The sequence below is a fragment of the Marinovum sp. genome, from assembly GCF_034669705.1.
GTDB lineage: Bacteria > Pseudomonadota > Alphaproteobacteria > Rhodobacterales > Rhodobacteraceae > Marinovum.
Window position 1 is genome coordinate 1 of the sequence record NZ_JAXMOR010000024.1, and the last position, 16427, is coordinate 16427.

13 protein-coding genes, 1 tRNA gene and 1 pseudogene are annotated in these 16427 nt (G+C 66.1%); 4 read left to right on the forward strand and 11 right to left on the reverse strand.

Translation table 11 applies throughout. The features are described from left to right. Positions 1-4: 4 nt before the first annotated feature. Positions 5-94, forward strand: coding sequence for a transposase domain-containing protein (locus VOI27_RS15900; RefSeq protein WP_323766408.1), 90 nt, complete (start codon positions 5-7; stop codon positions 92-94). A 507-nt stretch (positions 95-601) separates the two neighbouring features. On the opposite strand, the pseudogene VOI27_RS15905 reads toward VOI27_RS15900, so the two are convergent. Then, a pseudogene (locus VOI27_RS15905) lies at positions 602-763 on the reverse strand (ISL3 family transposase); the annotation flags it as partial. A gap of 516 nt (positions 764-1279) precedes the next feature. Then, positions 1280-1356: transfer RNA gene (locus VOI27_RS15910), tRNA-Arg, on the reverse strand. Between the two features lie 347 nt (positions 1357-1703). Here VOI27_RS15910 and VOI27_RS15915 point away from each other — a divergent pair. The 3 genes from VOI27_RS15915 to VOI27_RS15925 all read left to right on the forward strand — a co-directional run bounded on the left by VOI27_RS15915 (position 1704) and on the right by VOI27_RS15925 (position 4805). Then, complete coding sequence (locus VOI27_RS15915; protein ID WP_323766352.1) at positions 1704-2726, forward strand: LacI family DNA-binding transcriptional regulator; 1023 nt, start codon at positions 1704-1706, stop codon at positions 2724-2726. Between the two features lie 124 nt (positions 2727-2850). Continuing rightward, a complete protein-coding gene (locus VOI27_RS15920; RefSeq protein WP_416374685.1) occupies positions 2851-4044 on the forward strand; it encodes a winged helix-turn-helix domain-containing protein in 1194 nt (397 codons plus the stop codon). Positions 4045-4598: 554 nt separating this feature from the next. Beyond that, positions 4599-4805, forward strand: a complete 207-nt coding sequence (locus VOI27_RS15925; protein WP_323766354.1) for a DUF1127 domain-containing protein — start codon at positions 4599-4601, stop codon at positions 4803-4805. A gap of 7 nt (positions 4806-4812) precedes the next feature. On the opposite strand, the gene VOI27_RS15930 is transcribed toward VOI27_RS15925, so the two are convergent. The 9 genes from VOI27_RS15930 to VOI27_RS15970 all read right to left on the reverse strand — a co-directional run bounded on the left by VOI27_RS15930 (position 4813) and on the right by VOI27_RS15970 (position 16365). Then, positions 4813-5412: a glutathione S-transferase family protein gene (locus VOI27_RS15930; RefSeq protein ID WP_323766355.1), complete on the reverse strand. Its 600-nt coding sequence runs from the start codon at positions 5410-5412 to the stop codon at positions 4813-4815. Between the two features lie 65 nt (positions 5413-5477). After that, positions 5478-6503: a DNA polymerase III subunit delta gene (gene holA / locus VOI27_RS15935; protein WP_323766356.1), complete on the reverse strand. Its 1026-nt coding sequence runs from the start codon at positions 6501-6503 to the stop codon at positions 5478-5480. Between the two features lie 15 nt (positions 6504-6518). After that, positions 6519-7013, reverse strand: coding sequence for an LPS assembly lipoprotein LptE (lptE, locus tag VOI27_RS15940; RefSeq protein WP_323766357.1), 495 nt, complete (start codon positions 7011-7013; stop codon positions 6519-6521). Then, positions 7000-10062 (reverse strand): leucine--tRNA ligase, encoded by a 3063-nt coding sequence (leuS, locus tag VOI27_RS15945; RefSeq protein WP_323766358.1) that lies wholly within the window; start codon positions 10060-10062, stop codon positions 7000-7002. The genes lptE and leuS overlap by 14 nt, the downstream gene beginning before the upstream one ends. A 41-nt stretch (positions 10063-10103) precedes the next feature. Further along, on the reverse strand, positions 10104-11753 hold the full coding sequence (locus VOI27_RS15950) for a peptidoglycan-binding domain-containing protein (RefSeq protein ID WP_323766359.1): 1650 nt from the start codon (positions 11751-11753) through the stop codon (positions 10104-10106). 16 nt (positions 11754-11769) lie between these two features. Continuing rightward, entirely contained in the window at positions 11770-12942 is a 1173-nt protein-coding gene (locus VOI27_RS15955) for a phenylacetate--CoA ligase family protein (RefSeq protein ID WP_323766360.1), read from the reverse strand. Between the two features lie 108 nt (positions 12943-13050). Next, complete coding sequence (locus VOI27_RS15960) at positions 13051-13887, reverse strand: ABC transporter ATP-binding protein (RefSeq protein WP_323766361.1); 837 nt, start codon at positions 13885-13887, stop codon at positions 13051-13053. A 64-nt stretch (positions 13888-13951) separates the two neighbouring features. After that, positions 13952-15238 (reverse strand): ABC transporter substrate-binding protein, encoded by a 1287-nt coding sequence (locus VOI27_RS15965; RefSeq protein WP_323766362.1) that lies wholly within the window; start codon positions 15236-15238, stop codon positions 13952-13954. Positions 15239-15288: 50 nt separating this feature from the next. After that, positions 15289-16365: a branched-chain amino acid ABC transporter permease gene (locus tag VOI27_RS15970; RefSeq protein ID WP_323766363.1), complete on the reverse strand. Its 1077-nt coding sequence runs from the start codon at positions 16363-16365 to the stop codon at positions 15289-15291. Between the last annotated feature and the right edge of the window lie 62 nt (positions 16366-16427).

The following is a 16427-nucleotide window of genomic DNA, read 5'->3' on the forward strand; positions in this document are numbered from 1 at the left end:
CTATTTGAAGGCGACCCTTGAAGCCATCGCCGCCGGTCACCCGGCCAGCAGGATCGACGAGCTGCTACCTTGGAACTTCACCCCGTCAAGCTGATCCCGCGTGGGGCGCAGACAGCGCTTACGATGATGCATGCTCATGAGCTTGCTCCCTGTTGAGGCGCTTCCAGCGCTTCAAATTTCGAACGCTTGGCGTCCGGACTGCCTTCATGGCGGGTCAAGGGTGGTAGAGCTCACGTTCACGTGCTCTTCGTGCCAGACATGTAGTTGCAGAATTTTCCCGCGCAACCCATCAAGATAATGTTTTTGTGTGTGTTTTTCCTTCGTCTTTTGCTAATTTGGCCGAGAGCCGCTGCAGGGAGAAGGACCCACGGGTTCGATCAAGTCTCACTCAGCGAACTAAGCTCTCGAGCACCTCGTACTTTCCGTTCTTTTCCGTGAACGTCCGGACGATGTTTTCCGAAAAGTTTGAGCTAATGGGATGAACTGCCTTCCCATCAACCCGCTGCCACCGTGGCGGGCATAGGTGGAGAGAGAAGCATCTGATGTGTCAATCGGCAGCGAACTTTGGCTCTCACTCAAAGTTGATGCACCTTCTCAACTATTATGTCGCGACAAGCCGAGCCTTGAGCAGGTCGATATTCGCGCGACCATACATCTGGCGTTTCAGCGTCTTTAGGCGATGGCCCTCGGTCTGCCCGTTCGACCAAGGTTCCCGCAGCGCGGCGGCAACTGCGGCCTGGTCGCTACGAAGGCCACCGGCGAAGATAGTGCCCCGAGAGGTGGTGTAAGAGCGCCGACCTTCGGAGAGGTCCAAGGCTGATCAGGTCGCCACGGCGGACAACCTTGAACTGATGCGGTGGATGCCCCCACCCAGCGGCATCAGTTCAGAAGAAGGCTATCACAGTCATGGAGCCGACTATCAGTTGATCTTAGAACAACGGGCATTCCGAGATGTTGGCCAAAGAGAGCTGGCCATCGCAGCGGCTGGCAGAGTTCACATAGCACTTGACTATGGGCAGGCACATTTCGACACGATGGATGACGCACACATGACGATGCTGGCTGCGCTAATGACGATCATGATCTACCACCGCTACTGCGAAGGTTCTTCTTTGATAACACCGGAGCGAAAGGAGGCCGAGTAAAATGAAGCCGAGCGTAGAGCCGCTGGCTGACTTGGCCCTGGCTGATCTGGCCCCTGCCGGGGGCACATTCATGACGAGATTTTCCAGTCCGGTGCTCAGCGCCTCCCTACATCGCATTAGTGGTTAGATGTTTTTGGTGACCCCGGTTGGATTCGAACCAACAACCTGCCCCTTAGGAGGGGGCTGCTCTATCCAGTTGAGCCACGGGGCCACTCTTGATGCGAAAACAGTTCGGAAGACTGTTCGCGCGCCGACGCTATCCTAACCATCCGTTGTTCTCAAAGGCAAACTCTCCTCTTGACCTGTCGCTTAGGAGGGGCCTGCTCTATCCAGTTGAGCCACGGGGCCGCGCAAGGTCTCACATACCCTCCCACGCTGCCGCTGTCAGCCCGGAAATCCGCGCGATCTGAAACGTCGCCGCAGGCCGGGGCCGGGCGGGGCCCGCGGGTGCGGTTCCGGACGCATGCGCCGGGGCCCTCGCTCGCCTGCGGCACAGGCGAACTTGAACACCCCCCGCGGAGGGCCTAGTCTGAGCCCAGATCAATCGGGATTATCCAAGTGACCTCAGAGCATAACCGCCCGCTGACGCTTCGCGACGTGTCCGAAGCCTCGGGGGTGTCAGAGATGACGGTGAGCCGGGTGCTGCGCAACCGTGGCGATGTCAGCGCCGCCACCCGCGAAAAGGTGCTCGCCACCGCCAAGCAGATGGGCTACGTGCCCAACAAGATCGCCGGCGCGCTGGCCAGCCAACGGGTCAACCTGGTGGCGGTGATCATCCCGTCGCTGTCGAACATGGTGTTTCCCGAGGTGCTGAGCGCGATCAGCGCGGTGCTGGAAGAGACCGAGCTGCAGCCGGTGGTGGGCGTCACCGACTACATGCCGGAAAAGGAAGAGCGGGTACTCTTCGAGATGCTGTCCTGGCGGCCCTCCGGGGTGATCATTGCCGGACTCGAACGGTCAGACGCCTCGCGCGCCATGCTCAAGGCCTCCGGCATCCCGGTGGTCGAGATCATGGACACCGACGGCATCCCGATCGACGCCGCTGTGGGCATTTCGCACCGCCGCGCCGGTCGGCAGATGGCCAAAGCGATCCTCAAGCAGGGCTATGAGAACATCGGCTTCATGGGCACCAAGATGCCGCTCGACCACCGGGCCCGCAAACGCTTCGAGGGGTTCACCGAGGAGCTGGCCCGCAATGGTGTCGAGATCATGGACCAGGAGTTCTATTCCGGCGGCTCGGCGCTGGCCAAGGGGCGCGAGATGACCAAGGCGATGATGGAGCGCACGCCGGACCTGGATTTCCTGTATTATTCCAATGACATGATCGGTGCGGGCGGGCTGTTGTGGCTGATGGAGGCGGGCTATGACATCCCCGGCCGCATCGGGTTGGCCGGGTTCAACGGCGTCGAGCTGCTGCAAGGCCTGCCGCGGCAGCTGGCGACGATGGATGCCTGCCGGCGCGACATCGGCAAGCGGGCGGCGCAGATCCTCGTCGAGCGTCTGGAGGGCAACGGCAGCGACGCGCGGGTCTTCGAGATGACCCCGACGATCAGTTTCGGCGATACCCTGAAACGCTATTGACCGGGCTGCGGGGAGCGCGGTGCAGGGGGCTCTGCCCCCGTCCTTGCAGGACTCCCCCGCGGTATTTTCAAACAGAAGAAGCAGGGGCGCGCGCCTGTCTTCGGGCCGGGGGGCTGCCGGCATGCTGAGGCTCGACAACCGCGCGGCGCGGCGGCTGTTCCTGCACCGGCACAGGCTGGCCGAGGCGCCCGAAGGCGCGGCGCAGGGCGCGGCGCTGGAGGAGGTGATCGCGGGGCTGGGTTTCGTGCAGCTCGATTCGATCAACACCGTGGCGCGGGCGCATGACCTGATCCTCTTTGCGCGCCGGCCGCGGTACCGGCCCGAGGCCCTCTGGCGGCTGGTCGAGGGCCGCCGGCTGTTCGAGCATTGGACCCACGATGCGGCGGTGATCCCGATGGGCTTTTATCCGGCCTGGGCGCTGAAGCGGCGGCGCGATGCGGCGCGGCTGGCCGAGCGCTACCGGGTCTGGCAGCGGCATGAGTTCCAGACCGAGTTCGACCGGGTGCTGGCGATGATCCGCGACCGCGGGCCGGTCTGCAGCCGGGATCTTGGCCCTGACACGCCGCGCAAGGCGGGCGGCTGGTGGGGCTGGCACCCGGCCAAGACCGCGCTGGAATACCTCTGGCGCAGCGGCACGCTGGAGATCTGTCACCGCTCGGGCTTTCGCAAGTTCTACGACCTCTCCGAGCGGGTGGTGCCGGAGGCGTTGCGCGCGGCCGACTGGGGCGCGGCCCGCACCATCGACTGGCTGATGCGCGGGGCGCTTGACCGGCTGGGGTTTGCCACCGCCGGAGAACTGGCGGATTTCTGGGATATCGTCACCCGGCAAGAGGCCGGGGACTGGTGCGCCGCGGCTTTGGCGCGCGGCGACATCGTCGAGATCGCTGTCGAGGGGGCCGATGGCAGCGAACGGGTGCATTTCGCCGCGCCCGATGTGCTGGCCGCGGCCGAGGCGGCGCCCCGGCCGCCCGGCCGGCTGCGGGTGCTCAGCCCGTTCGACCCGGCGCTGCGCGACCGCAAGCGCGCCGAGCGGCTGTTCGGCTTTCACTACCGGATCGAGGTCTTTGTGCCGGAGGCGAAGCGGCGCTATGGCTACTACGTTTTTCCGCTGCTCGAGGGCGACCGGCTGGTCGGCCGGATCGACATGAAGGCCGACCGCAAGGCCGATGTGCTGGCCATCACCGCGCTCTGGCCGGAGGCAGGGGTGCGCTTTGGAGCTACCCGCATCGCCCGGCTCGAGGCAGAGCTGACGCGCATGACCCGGCTGGCCGGGGTGTCGCGGCTGGCCTTTGCCGACGGTTGGCTGCGCCACGGCTGACCTGTCATCGCCCTGTCATGCAGGTCCGCTATCACCGGCCTCGGTATTGTTCCCATCCCCGGGCAAATTCTAGTGTTCGCTATTTCAGCATATCGGGCGGGCCTATTGCGGCCCGTCCCATTCCCACAGGCTCTGGATCAGGCTCTCTCAGGGCCGCTCACCAAAACAGCCCCGCGCCGGGGGCTGTTTCGATCCCGTCCGCCGACCGACGAAGGTCGGGCAGGTCCGGCGCTCGGGGAGGAGACAAGAGCCGGGCCACAGGCGGGAAAGTTGAATTGTCGTGGGTCTGTTAAACTCAAGTGTGCAATAGCCATCCCGGATCTGTCAAGAAAAACGCCGGTAGCGCTAAATCTATGCGCATTTGAGCAACACCCGATTTGAGGGCGCAGCGACGATCGCTTTTCAAACCGCTTGCGGGCCGTCCCGAGCGCCGAAAGCCACCGCTATGCGTCCCTCGCAACCCGGGTTTTCGATCGCGACACTGGTCAAAATGCTGCACCTGCACAATATATTCTGCAACACAGCGACACACGGACGAGAAAAGGAACGACCAGATGGCACAGCTGACCACCAACATCACCGACACCCGCCCCGGCCTCTTTGAACGCTTCATGGACTTCATGGTGAGCATTGCCGAGAGCAACAGCCGCATGCGCCGTGTCGAGTTTCTCAACTCGCTCTCCAACGACGAGCTCAAGGCCCGTGGCCTGCGCCGCGAAGACATCGTGCGTCACGTCTTTGCCGATGCCATGGCGATCTGAGCCGGGCTCAGCCCTCGGGTTTACCCAATGCACGGGCGCGTCCGAATGCCGGACGCGCCCGCATTCGTGAGAGATACTGCGCCAGTGGCGCGTCGGGCTCGGGGAACCGGGCCGAGATCGCCCAGTTGCAGCAATGGGTCAGCAGGATGTCCGGCACGGTCATCATCTCGCCCATGACAAAGGGCCCGGCCAGACGTTCGCCCAGCCGGGCGAGGTTGCGGGCGTATTCCGCTTTCAGGCTCTCCTTGACCTCCGGCACGCGCTCGTCCTCCGGCAGGACAAAGCTGTGGCGCGCGGCGGTCCAGAGCAGGCTGTCGAGCTCGTCGAGTACCGCGAAGCTGAAGGCATCCTGTCTGGCGCGCTCGAGGCTGCCTGCGGGGTAGGTCAGCGCTTCGTGGGTGTCGGCGAGATAGGTGACGATGGCGGTGGAATCGGTGAGCACCGCGTCGCCATCAAGCAGCACCGGGATCTTGCCGGCCGGGCTGTGCGCCGTGACCTCGGGCGTATGCGGCCGCGCCGGCACATGTTCATAGGCCGCACCCAGCTCTTCGAGCATCCAGAGCACGCGGAAGCTGCGGCTGGCGACGCCGCCGATCACGGTATACATGGCTGGTTCTCCCCCCACCTGACGCCGCGAGCTTATGCGCAGGGTCGGCGCGCGTGCAACCGGAACTAGCGGCTGGCCCCCAGCATCGCGAGGCGGATCAGCATCCGCTCCACCAGCGCCATCGCCGGGGCGTTTTGACCGGCCGAACGCAATTGCAGGTCGGTATCGGTCAACAGCGAGATCGCCTGATCGAGCCGGTGCGCGCCCCAGGCGCTGGCCTGCCGGGTCATCCGGTCGCGCCGGGGGCCAAAGATCGGCGGGCGCATGGCCGCGATCCCGCGCGCCGCGCCGTCCGGATGACTGGCGGCTGCATGGAGCGCGCGAAAGTGTCGCATGGCAGCAATCACCAGCCCCACCGGCTGGGTGCCCTGCGCGGCCAGTCGCGCCAGCATCGGGCCGATCTCGCGGGTCTTGGCCTCGGCCACGATATTGAGCACGTCGTCGAGCTCGGCCTCGGTCGAGACCGGGGCCACGGCGGCGATATCCTCTGGGGTCACCGGCGTGGCATCGCCGTGCTTGTAGAGCGCCAGCTTTTCCAGCGTCTGGCGGAAATCGCCGGGATCGAGCGCGCGAGAGAGCGTGGTGATGTCTTCCATCGCCGCGCCGCCGATGGTGACGCCGGCGCGGTTCAGCTCGGCCTCGATCTCGGCGCGCGACGGCGGGTCGTCATAGATCGCTGCGGCGTAGGCGTTGGGATGCGCCTCGAAGGCCTTGCGGATCTTCGACGTTGCCTTGAGCTGGCCGGCGGTGACGACGATCTGGGCATCGCCCTCGGCCCAGTCCTCGAGCGCGGCAAGGATCGCAGGCGCGGCCACATCCGTGGCCTCCTCGACAAAGGCGACGCGCGGACCGGGGAAGAAGCCGATCGCCTTGACCGCGTCGATCAGCAGGGTGGGCTGCTTGCGCAGATCGCCGCCGGGGATGCGGGTAAGGCGCATCTCGGCCTCGCCCGCAGGCCCGACCAGCGCCGCGATCACCTGCTGGCGCTTCAGCGCCACGCGCATGCCGTCGGGGCCGTAGATCAGCAGGCCGGTGCGGCGCGGATCGGGCTTGGCGAAATAGCCGGGGGCTTCGCGGGGCGAGAGTTTCATGACGGGCTTTCGGGGTCAGAGATCGGGCGCGGCAAGCACCAGCTCCTGGATCACGCGGTCGGCGAGGATCACCATCATCCGCTCTTCGGCATCGCGCTTGGCCTGCAGCGTGGCGACGGTGGAACCGGAGGCGGAATAGCCGGTGAAATGCCGCAGCGTATTGCTGTCGAGCACCTCGCCGCTGCCGGCGCGGCGCAGCGCATAGGTGACCCGGCCGAGCACCTGATAGCGGGTCAAGGCGCCGTCGGAGGTACTGGCCGAGCTCTCCTCGGACAGCGACAGGGTCAGCCCCAGCGCGTAGGGCGCATCGGCCCCGCCGGCGCCGAGCCGTTCCTCGATCCGGCGGGTGACCACATAGGCGTTGCGGCTGCCCGGCGTGTCGATGCGGATGGCGTTCTGCAGCTTGCTGGCGGCACCATTGGTGCCATAGGCCGGGGCAAAGCCGCAGCCCGCCAGCGTCGCCGCAGCGAGCCCGCCGAAAAGCAGGCTGCGTCGGTCAGACAACCACATTCACGATCCGCCCCGGCACCACGATCACCTTTTTCGGCGCGCTGCCCTCCAGCGCCTTGATCACAGCGTGATGGCCGAGCGCGAGTTTTTCAACCTCTTCCTTGGAGGCATCGGTGGCGACGCTGATTTCCGCCCGCCGCTTGCCGTTGACCTGGATCGGCAGGGTGACCGCGTTCTCGACCAGCATCGCCTCGTCGGCCTCAGGCCAGGACGCATCGATCACCAATCCGTCGCCGCCGAGCATTGCCCAGACCTCCTCGGCCAGGTGCGGCGTCATCGGTGCCATCAGCTGGGCCAGGGTGCGGGCGGCCTCGCGCTTGGCCGCGCCGCCGGCCTTGGATTTGGCCAGCGTGTTGGTGAAGGCGTAGAGCCGGGCGATGGCGGCGTTGAAGCCGAAGCTCTCGATGCCCAGCGTCACGTCGCGGATCGCCTTGTGCATCTCCTTGAGCAGCGCCTCATCGGCCCCTTGCGGGCCCTCCTCGGAGCCGGCCGCCTCTGTCGCGATGCGGTGGACGCGGGCGAGGTGACGCGCGGCGGCCTCGGCGCCGGCGGCGGTCCATTCCACGTCGCGCTCGGGCGGGCTGTCGGACAGCACGAACCAGCGCGCGGTGTCGGCGCCGAACCCGGCGACGATCTCGGCCGGGTCAACGACGTTGTTCTTGGACTTCGACATCTTGGCCGAGGGGATCACCTCGACCTGCTCGCCGGTCTCTTTGACGAAGGTGCCGCCGTCACGCTCCTCGACCTCGGCCGGGTAGTGGAAGATTGGTCGGTTGCCCTCGGTGCGCGCGGCATTGCGGTAGATCGCGTGCGTCACCATGCCTTGGGTAAAGAGCGCATTGAACGGCTCTCGGGCGCTCTCGGGCAGGTGGCCGGTTATGTTCATCGCCCGGGCAAAGAAGCGCGAGTAGAGCAGGTGCAGGATCGCATGCTCGACGCCGCCGATATACTGGTCGACGTTCATCCAGTAGTCCGCCGCCGCCATGTCGGTGGGGGTGTCGGCATCGGGCGCGGTGAACCGGGCAAAGTACCACGAGCTGTCGACGAAAGTGTCCATCGTGTCGGTCTCGCGCTGCGCCGGCTTGCCACAGGACGGGCAGGCGCAATCGCGCCATGTGGGATGGCGGTCGAGCGGGTTGCCGGGCGTGTCGAAGGTCACGTCGTATGGCAGCTCGACCGGCAGGTTTTCCTTCTTCTCGGGCACCACGCCGCAGGCATCGCAATGCACCACCGGGATCGGGCAGCCCCAGTAGCGCTGGCGCGACAGGCCCCAGTCGCGCAGGCGGAACTTGGTCACGCCCTGGCCCACGCCATTGGCCTCGCAAAAGGCGATGGCGGCGTCGATGCCCGCTTCGCCGGTCTGCTCGGTCTCGCCGGCAAAGCCGCGGACGTAGATCACCTTCTCGGTCTTCGGCGGCACATAGGCCTCGCCGCCATCCTCGGGCATGGCGCGGCCCTCATCCTCGGCGGGGGCGTAGGTCGAGGTGACGGGCAGGTCGTACTTGCGGGCAAACTCCAGATCGCGGGCGTCATGCGCCGGGCAGCCGAAGATCGCGCCGGTGCCGTAATCCATCAGGATGAAGTTGGCGATATAGACCGGCAGTTCCCAAGCGGTGTCGAAGGGATGACGGACGCGCAGCCCGGTGTCGAAGCCCTTTTTCTCGGCCTTCTCAAGCGCCTCTTCGGTGGTGCCGCCCTTGCGGCACTCGGCGGTGAAGGCGGCGAGCTCGGGGTTGTCCTTCTCGAGCGCCTTGGCCAGTGGGTGATCCGGCGAAATGCCAAGGAACGACGCGCCGAGCAGCGTGTCGGGGCGGGTGGTATAGACCTCGACCCGGTCGAAACCCTCAGGCGCGTCGACGAGGCCGAAGGCGAACTGCAACCCGCGCGAGCGGCCGATCCAATTCTGCTGCATCAGCTTGACCTTGGCCGGCCAGTCGTCCAGCCCGTCAATCGCCTCCAGCAGTTCCTCGGCCATGTCGGAGATGCGGAAGAACCATTGCGTGAGTTCGCGCCGCTCGACCTCGGCGCCGGAGCGCCAGCCCTTGCCATCCTCGACCTGTTCGTTGGCCAGAACGGTCATGTCGACCGGGTCCCAGTTGACCACGGCGTTCTTGCGATAGACCAGCCCGGCGTCGAGCATGTCGAGAAACAGCGCCTGCTGGTGGCCGTAATACTCGGTGTCGCAGGTGGCAAACATGCGCGACCAGTCAAGCGAGAGGCCCAAGGGCTTCATCTGCTCGACCATGTCGTCGATGTTGGAATAGGTCCAGTCCTTGGGGTGGATGCCACGGTCCATCGCCGCGTTCTCTGCCGCCAGACCGAAGGCGTCGAAACCCATCGGGTGCAGCACGTTGTGGCCGGTTGACATCTTGTAGCGCGCGATCACGTCGCCCATGGTGTAGTTGCGCACATGGCCCATGTGCAGCTTGCCCGAGGGGTAGGGGAACATCTCGAGCACGTAGTATTTCGGCTTGCCGCCCTCCATCGTGGCGGTAAAGGTTCCGGCCTGTTCCCAGGCCTTCTGCCAGTTTGCCTCGATCGAGGCGGCATCATAGCGCGACATATGCGGGTTTCCCTTGGGCGTCTTGCGGTCATCCGCGGTGATATGGCCTGACGTGGCCAGCGTCCAGTGGGGCAGGGGAAAAAGCGGCGCGTGGGGCTGGCTGCCGGCCGCGGTCCTGCGGTCCTGCCAGGCGGCCCGGATCATCTCGGCAAGCGCCGGCGTCTCGCAATCGGACAGGCTGCGGATCTTGACGTGGCGCATGTGCTTGCCGGTGCCTTCCAGCAGCCCCTCGGGATCGGGGATGTCGGTGCCGCGATAGAAGCCGAGGTTGACCCAGTTCCGGTGTGGCAGGATGTGGCAGTAGCCCTCGCTCATCTTGCGCGGCCCGACGCCGAAGGTGGCCGCCCGGTCGCCCGGCCGGACCACAACGCAGGCCTCGGGGTGCACCGCGAGAATGATCTCACGCAGCCGCCGGGTGACCGGACGCAGCGGCTCGGGCGTCATTTCGACGATGTCCTCGAACGCTCCGAACGTCTGATCTGCCATGCTGCGCCCCGGTTTGTGGCTGCGAGGGTCCGGAGGCGGGCTCAGCGCCCCGCCAGCAGGAAGGCAGCGGTGCGTTTGGTCACATAACCGCTGGCGAAGATACCGCGGTCTTCCTGGTATTCGCGCAGGGCGCGGCGGGTCTGGTCGGTGAAATTGCCGTCGGCCATCCCGAGCTTGTAGCCCAGCCCCATCAGCCGCTGCTCGACCAGCAGGCGGGTGATGTTGTTGGTGAGGATCTCGCGCTCCTCGGCGCGGGCGGATTCGAGCACCCGGTCGGTGTCGTCCTCGCGCAGTTCGGCGATCCGGCCGCGAGCGGCATCGGCGTACTCGGAATTGCCAAAGCGCGACAGGAAGGCCTCGTAGCCCTGCAGCGTGTCCTGCTCGCGGGCGTCATTCCAGGCGCGGCGGGCCTCGCGGGCGATCTCGTCTTCGCGGGCGCCGCGGATCTCCTCAAGGCGACGACGGGCATCCGCGGCATAGCGGCCCTCCGGGTAGCGCTCAAGATAGGCGGTCAACCCGGCTTCGTTGCCGAGCGCGCCGGTGTCGCGCCAATAGGCGTCCTCGGCGCGGCTGGCCTCCTGGGCCTGGTCTTCGCGGCGGTCGGCGGCCTCGCTGGTCAGCTGGCGCCATTGCCGCCGGTCGAGATAGCTGGTCACCTCGAGCCGCCGGTCGCGCTGCCAGCGCTCGATGGCGGTGCGGGTGCCCTGACCGAAAATGCCGTCGATCCCGCGGGTGTTGAAGCCCAGCAGCGTCAGGTCGCTCTGCACCTGCCGGCGGTCGTTGCGGCTGAGGTTCAGGGCGTCTTCAGCGGCCTTCCAGCGGTTGGCCTCTTCGGCGCCGAGCGCGGCGATCCGGCGCTTGGCCTCGCCGACGTAGCGGCCACGCGGGTAGCGCTCGAGATAGAGGGTTAGGGCGGGTTCGGTGCCAAGATCGCTGGCAGCAGTCCAGAAGCCTTCTTCCTGCGCCTGTGCGGTGATCGCGCCGGTATCGACCGGCGGCTGCGGGCGGGTGATCACGCCGCGGCCCTCGGTAAAGGCGACGCTGTCGCTGAGAAAGCCGCGCGCCGAGAGCTGGCTCAGCGCCTCGTTGAGGCTGACCCCCTCGCGCAGCAGCCCGGCAAAGATCGCGTAGCGCATCCATTCCGCCGAGCCGCTGGCCAGGGTCACCCCCTGTGGCAGCTCCATGCCCTGCGTACCGGTGCGCAGCCCGGTGTCCTGCAGCGAAAGGCTGCTTGACCGCCCGGCGAGCACCACCGCGCGGCCGGCGGCGGCCTCGCCGGCGATCTCGGCCAGCGCGGTCAGCGACAGGCCCTGCGCCGGCAGGGTCAGCGGCCCGACCTCGCGGTCGGCGTCGCGCGCCAGCATCCAGGCATCGGTGCCGGAGCTGACGAAGTGCCCGTCGAGCACGATCAGCACCCGGTCGGCCTCGGCGGCGCGGTCGCGGAAACTCTGGGCGCTGTCGAACATCTCGTCGGCATCGGCGTTGTACTCGCTGATGACGTCAAACCCCACCTCCTCGAGCCGGTCGGCAATGGCGCGCAGGTCGCGGGCACCACGGACTTCTTCGAGATTGCGGTAATCCCAGGTCGAAAGCACGAGCGCCAGGTCGGCGGCGGCCAAGGGGCTGGCGGCGGCAAGCACCGCCACGGCGGCCACGGAGCGCAGAAGCGCGCGGGGCAAGGACAGGGACATTCAGGTTCCTCCCGGATCAGTCGTAGACGCGGGTATCTTCAATCACGATGCCGTCCTTGGGAAGCTCACCCGGCCTCACAAGCTCGACAGCACCGCGGAGCTTGAGCACCTCGCGGATCGATGCCTCATAGAGGGTAGGGTCGGTGCCGGCGCTTTCAAGCCGGACGATCATCTTGTCGCTCTCGCCCTCGCGGGCGGCGATCACTCTGGCGCGGGTCACCTCGTCATGCCGCGCCACCAGTTCGGCGACCTGCTCGGGGCGGACGAACATGCCCTTGATCTTGGTGGTCTGGTCGGCCCGGCCCATCCAGCCCTTGATGCGCATATTGGTGCGGCCACAGGGGCTTGCCCCCGGCAGCACGGCGCTCATGTCGCCGGTGGCAAAGCGGATCAGCGGGTAGTCGGGGTTGAGCGTGGTGACCACGACCTCACCCACCTCGCCCTCGGCGACCGGGTCGCCGGTGCCGGGGGTGACGATCTCGACGATCACCCCCTCGTCGATGATCATCCCCTCCTGCGCATCGCTTTCATAGGCCACATGACCCAGATCGGCGGTGGCATAACATTGCAGGCAGGCGATGCCGCGATCGGCGTATTCCTGCCGGAGCGAAGGAAACAGCGCGCCGCCGCCCACCGCCGCCCGGGTGATCTTGAGCGGCAGACCCATCTCCTCGGCCTTGTCGAGGATCACCTTGAGGTAATCCGGCGTGCCGGCATAGGCGGTGACGCCGACATCATGCGCGGCGCGGGCCTGCAGCTCGGTCTGGCCGGTGCCGGCAGGCAGCACCGCCGCGCCCACCGCCCGCGCGCCGTTCTCGAAGATCATGCCGGCCGGGGTCAGGTGATAGCCGAAGCAGTTCTGCACGATATCGCCCGGGCCGATGCCGGCGGCATGCAGGAAGCGGCCCATGCGCCACCAGTCGTGGCTCACCCCGCCCGGCTCGTAGATCGGGCCGGGGGACTGGAAGACATGCGCCAGATTCGAGACCTGCAGCCCGCCAAAGGGCGGCTGCGCCTTCTGTTTCGCCACCAGCTCGGATTTGCGCAGCACCGGCAGTCGGGCGAGGTCCGAGAGATCGCTCACCGGATCGAGGCCGTGGCGCGCCAGTTGCGCGTTCAGCTCCGCGCGCTGGGCGGCGGCGCGCTCGTCGGAAGAGCGGGTTTCCAGGGCGTCGAAATGGCGACTCATGACGGGGGATCCTTCGGTAAAAATGGCACGGGCGGGCGGCCGGGGCCGGCCCGGGTGATGTGCTGCGATCGGCCGGCGAGCGCCGGCCTTGAGGTCAAATTCCGGGCGTCAGGCCAGCCAGCGCTTGCGCCGGCGGTAGGAGCGCACGTCGCGAAACGACTTGCGGCCTTCGTCTGACATGCCGAGGTAGAATTCCTTGACGTCGGCGTTCTCGCGCAGGTCCTTGGCGGCGCCGTCCATCACCACCCGGCCGCTCTCGAGGATATAGCCGTAATGGGCAAAGCGCAGTGCCACGTTGGTGTTCTGCTCGGCCAGCAGGAAGGAGACGCCCTCGTTCTCGTTGACCGATTTGACGATCTCGAAGATCTGCTCGACCAGCTGCGGCGCCAGCCCCATCGAGGGCTCGTCGAGCAGGATGGTCTCGGGCCGGCTCATCAGTGCGCGACCGATCGCCGTCATCTGCTGTTCGCCGCCAGAGGTATAGCCGGCCTGGCTCTTGCGGCGTTCCTTGAGGCGGGGGAAATAGTCATAGACCATCTGCAGGTCGGCCTCGACCGCGCCCTTGCCGTCCTTGCGCGTGTAAGCGCCGGTCAGCAGGTTTTCCTCGACGGTCAGGTGTTCGAAACAGTGGCGGCCTTCCATCACCTGGATCACGCCGCGCTTAACCAGCGCGGCCGGGTCCAGCCCCTGCACCGTCTCGCCCTTGTAGTTGATCGAGCCCTTGGTGACCTCGCCGCGCTCGGAGTGCAGCAGGTTCGAGATCGCCTTGAGCGTGGTCGTCTTGCCGGCGCCATTGCCACCGAGCAGCGCGGTGATCCCGCCCTTGGGCACCGAGAGCGACACGCCCTTGAGCACCAGGATCACGTGGTTGTAGATCACCTCGATATTGTTGACCTCGAGCAGCGGCTCTGGTGATTGGTCCAGGGTCGGGGCGGCGTCCAGCATCTTGTTCTCTTTCGCAAAAAGGCAGGTCCGGCGGCAGCGCTACGGGCCGCCGCCGGAGAGAGACTTACATCTCGCAGGCGTCGTTCACCGGCCAGGGCGCATTGGCCTCGGCGTATTCATCGGCCTTCTCGGTGACCAGCGTCTGATAGGCGTCGGTGTTCGGCGTCAGGTGGTCAGAGACCTTGACGAATTTCTCGCCGTCCCATTCCAGCATCCAGCCACCCGAGCCGCCGGTGTGGTCGGCACAGGTGGTCTTGAACGGCGGCACCATGCCGTCGAGGCCGAGCTCGGAGATCCGCTCCTCGGTCATGTCGATGTTCTCGAGGCCCCAACGCAGGTCGGCCGCGGTGATCTCGGCATTGCCGGTGTGCTCCTGCGCCATGCGGATGCCCTCGGCGAGGATGGCCGAGATGATGATGCCGCGGTTGTAGAACACGCCGGTCATCTCTTCCTCGTTGGTCTGAGAGTTGCCGGCGTCGATCACGTGCTGCTTGATGTCGGCCACCACCGGTGCGTCCATGTTCGGGAACGACCAGGAGATCGACTTGTAACCCTTGCCGTCTTCACCAACGATCTTCAAGTCGGCATCATGGCCGGCCCACCAGACGCCGATCATGTTCTCCATCGGGAACTTGGTCTTCACCGCCTCGGTGATCGCGCCCGCATTCATCGCGCCCCAGCCCCACATGACGACATAGTCGGGACGTTCGCGGCGGATCTGCAGCCACTGCGCCGACTGGTTCTGCATTTCCTTCAGGCCGACCGGGATCGGCACCAGCTCGAAACCCTTGTCCGCGGCCATCTGCTCGAACAGCGGCAGCGGCTCCTTGCCATAGGGGTGGTCGAGGTGCAGGAAGGCGATCTTCTTGCCGTCGAGCGAACCCTGCCCCTCAAGATACTGCACGATCATGTCGGCGGCGTCCCAGTACCCGGCAGGCGTGTTGAAGGCCCACTGAAAGGTCTTGCCGTCCATCATCGGCGAAAAGCCGTAGCCGGGGGCGAGGATCGGGATTTCGTCGATATTGGTCTTGGGCAGCACCTGCAGGGTGATGCCGGTCGACCAGGGCTGGGTCACGATCGCGCGGTCCTTGGTCTTTTCATAGCATTCCGCGCCCTTCTCGGTGGAATAGCCGGTCTCGCATTCCTCGAAGTCGATCATCACGCCGCCGATGCCGCCGTCGCGGGCATTGAGCATGTTCATGTAATCCGCCTGGCCGTTCATCAGCGGGATGCCGGTGGCCGCGAATGGCCCGGTGCGGTAGCTGAGGTTCGGGGTGTAGAGCTCGGCCAGCGCCGCGCTGCCCGCCGTGGCCAGCGCCGCAGCGGCCGCCCATTTGGTGAAGTGTCTCATCAGGTATCCTCCCATGGATTGCTTTTGTCTTGTTGATATTGGGCCGGCCCCTAATGCGGGAACGGCCAGAGAATGAGTTTCTCGCGGATCAGCGCCCAGAGCCGCGCCAGACCGTGCGGCTCGATGATCAGGAAAAAGACGATCAGCGCACCGACGATCATGATGTTGAGGTGTTCGACCATCGCCGAGGACACCGGGATGCCCAGCGCCTGCGGCAGGGTGCCCAGCACCACCGGCAGCCCGACAATCAGGATCGCGCCGAGGTAATTGCCGAGGATCGAGCCCAGCCCGCCGATGATGGCGATGAAGAGGACACGGAAGCTCAGCGGGATGTCGAAGAGGTTCGGCTCGGCCGCACCGCGCCACATGAAGACAAAGAGCGCGCCGGCAACCCCCACCACGTAGGACGAGACGGCAAAGGCGGTGAGCTTGGATTTCATCAGGTTGATGCCGATGAGCTCCGCCGCGATGTCCATGTCGCGGGTCGCCTTCCACGTCCGGCCGAGGTTGCCGCGGGTCAGGTTGATGCAGAGCAGGGTGAGCAGGGTGACGATCGCCAGCACAACGAAATACTGCACCACCGACGAGGCCTGCGGCCCGGCGACATAGACCCCGAAGGCCTCGAGGTTCGGCACCTGGATCGCGCCGGAGGCGTTGTAGTTGTAGAGCCAGGCCCATTTCTCGAACAGCCAGACCAGAAAGAACTGCGCCGCCAGGGTGGCGATGGCGAGGTAGAAGCCCTTGATCCTGAGCGAGGGGATGCCGAAGGCCACGCCGACCCCGGCCGAGAACACGCCTGACAACAGGATCGCGACGATCGGGTTCATCCAGGGCATCAGGGTGACCATCTTGTAGCAGGCATAGGCCCCCACCCCCATGAAGGCCGCGGTGCCGAGGCTGAGCTGCCCGGCATAGCCGGTGAGGATGTTCAGCCCCAGCGCCGCCAGCGCGTAGATCAGGATCGGGATCATCAGCGTCTGCAGCGCGAATTCGCTGGCGATCAGCGGCAGGATCACCCAGGCGAAGGCGAGGATGATGGCCAGCAGCACGGCATCCTGCCGCACCGGAAACAGCGCCTGGTCGGCCTTGTAGGTGGTCTTGAATTGTCCTGCGGTTCTATACAGCATCCGTCGCTTTCCGTTCCCTGTGTCGCCGGTGTGCGGTGTCCGCACAGCCGGCGTCTGTCCCG

Coding starts and splice junctions, on each gene's coding strand:
- VOI27_RS15925 (WP_323766354.1), top strand. CDS start 4,599: ATGGCACAGCTGACCACCAACATCACCGACACCCGCCCCGGCCTCTTT.
- VOI27_RS15930 (WP_323766355.1), bottom strand. CDS start 5,412: ATGTATACCGTGATCGGCGGCGTCGCCAGCCGCAGCTTCCGCGTGCTC.
- holA (WP_323766356.1), bottom strand. CDS start 6,503: ATGAAACTCTCGCCCCGCGAAGCCCCCGGCTATTTCGCCAAGCCCGAT.
- lptE (WP_323766357.1), bottom strand. CDS start 7,013: ATGTGGTTGTCTGACCGACGCAGCCTGCTTTTCGGCGGGCTCGCTGCG.
- leuS (WP_323766358.1), bottom strand. CDS start 10,062: ATGGCAGATCAGACGTTCGGAGCGTTCGAGGACATCGTCGAAATGACG.
- VOI27_RS15950 (WP_323766359.1), bottom strand. CDS start 11,753: ATGTCCCTGTCCTTGCCCCGCGCGCTTCTGCGCTCCGTGGCCGCCGTG.
- VOI27_RS15955 (WP_323766360.1), bottom strand. CDS start 12,942: ATGAGTCGCCATTTCGACGCCCTGGAAACCCGCTCTTCCGACGAGCGC.
- VOI27_RS15960 (WP_323766361.1), bottom strand. CDS start 13,887: ATGCTGGACGCCGCCCCGACCCTGGACCAATCACCAGAGCCGCTGCTC.
- VOI27_RS15965 (WP_323766362.1), bottom strand. CDS start 15,238: ATGAGACACTTCACCAAATGGGCGGCCGCTGCGGCGCTGGCCACGGCG.
- VOI27_RS15970 (WP_323766363.1), bottom strand. CDS start 16,365: ATGCTGTATAGAACCGCAGGACAATTCAAGACCACCTACAAGGCCGAC.